At 63.4% G+C, this 2221-nt stretch carries 1 protein-coding gene; it reads right to left on the minus strand.

The features are described 5' to 3' along the window. Positions 1-726: 726 nt before the first annotated feature. Positions 727-963 (minus strand): hypothetical protein, encoded by a 237-nt coding sequence (locus P4L78_RS10005; RefSeq protein WP_309327884.1) that lies wholly within the window; start codon positions 961-963, stop codon positions 727-729. Between the last annotated feature and the right edge of the window lie 1258 nt (positions 964-2221).

Here is a 2221-nt window from a genome sequence, read left to right on the forward strand (position 1 = left end):
CCTTTGTCAGTGACCGCATCAACAGCACGGCAAGCACGACGCCACCAACACAACGGTGACCAATGGCAACAGCTACCACCAGTGCCACTGCTGCTGTGGCCACACTGACAGCGAGGAGCACCAGCCACCACTGACACAGCCGCAACAGCCGCAACGACGCCAACGACCACCACTGCCGCCACTGAGTTCACACGGGCAGCATTGAGTGCCCGTTGCCAGTGCCACCGGCGTGACACGAGCCGCCACCGCCACCACACTGCCACCATAGCAAGGCCATTGCCACTGGAACAGCCACAGAGATGATGACGACCACGGCAGCGACCAATGCCACCACTGCGTCCACACTGACAGCCTGAGCATGGCAGGCTCAACGCCACTGACACAGCCGCAGCCGCGTTGATGACACCGATCACCAATGCCGCCACTGTGGTAGCACAGACAGCAGGGAGTGTCAGCCACCACGACCACAGCCCCAACGAGGACGATGACCCAAAACCACCACTGTGGCCGCAAGGACAGCATGGCCAGCACGATGCCACAGGCACAGCTACGATGACGACAACAACAGATTGGACAACCAACGCAACCAGTGCGCCCATCAGAATGAAAACGGAGAGGTCATAGCCGCCTCGACTGCCAGTGTGCAGACAACGACGACCACAGCCACCTCAACTGTGCAGACAATGACGACCCACACCCACACCCACTCCAGTACCAGAATCCACATCACCACAGCAGCAGTGCTGGCAGCAAATCAGGGCCCCAATCCCAGCAGTGACGGAATTGAATCGCCACCACACCCACTGGCAGCACCAAACCCAGTACCGGCACCAGCATGACATCATCGCAAACACTGCAACCACGCTGACAACCGCCGCCACGAACTCGGACATGACCCGGCACGCCGTCACCATGACCATCATGAGAGCCTGGCCACTGGCCGCAAGCCAGCACAGTAACCACGCTCCCATCCCAGGCGAAACACTGCTTGGGAGGCCACAGTGCATGCACGACACATGCCCAAGACGTAGGCGCTGTCCAAATGGGGACACCTGCCAAGGATCAACCACGATCAGCGAGTGGGGATGCCAGCCACCTTGGCCCCCGGACACCACACAGCACAGCACACCCACCAGCTCATGACCCATTGCCTCACGCAAGCCACAGGCCCACACCCCGAGCCTGGCGCCCGGCCATGGTGGGATGCCGCACCTGGCCCCGCAGCCCCAAGGCCACCAGCCGCCTCCGGACCATACAACCCACACCACTCACCACCACAGATACACACAGCAAGCGCAGACCAGAGCCGCAGCGGCGGCCCACACCATGGCCGAGGCACAACTTGAAACGAAACGCGTCAGGACACATACCCCAAAACATTCCGGGCAAGCCGGCCGCGTGTCCCATGCCCGGCACACGCGGCCACAGCCTCCCGCAGGGCCTGACCCCGCGCCCGCCCCCACTCCAGCAACGCACAGGCCCCTCTGCGCCACACCATTGCTTCACCCTCGCACCGCCGGCCGGGCACACCCTCCGCAGCTCACACTGCCACCCCGCATCGCAAGACCGCCACCGCCATCCCGCCCCCTGCCCGCAGCCGCCAGACCCCTCTCAACGCCCACGAAACTCCACACGCTCCCTACACACTTCACTCTCTCCAAAACTTGCCCTCGCTGCCCTCACACTCCACACCGCCCCACAGCTCCAGCGAACACTCCATCACCAACTCGACCAGTTGAGCCCCTGCACCCTCACACCCCTCCAACCCTCCCCCACGCGCCGCAACCGGCACGCGCACCGGGAGACCACCACCACAGTCCGCCCACTGCAGCAGCGGCCAGACATACCAACACACTCCAACGTCTCTCATCACTCAGCCTCACACTACACGCCCCACACCGCCAACACCCTCAACCAACACAAGAGCCGTCACCACAACCCAGCCCCCGCACCGCCAACTCGATCAGCCCACCGAGTTGAACCACTCCCACCCCACACACCCCCACCCCCCGACGCCCCCACCCCCCCACCCCCACGCGTCGTACCCTCCCGTCCACTGCAGCCGCCAAACCCAACCCCCACACAACACCACTCATCCACCAACACACTCCAACCACTCTCCATCACTCAGCCTCACACTACACACCCGCACCACAACACAGGAGCCGTCACCACAACACAGCCCCTGCAGCGCCACCTCGATCCGCCTACAATTTGAAGC

Source organism: Silvimonas sp., from assembly GCF_031291215.1.
GTDB lineage: Bacteria > Pseudomonadota > Gammaproteobacteria > Burkholderiales > Chitinibacteraceae > Silvimonas > Silvimonas soli.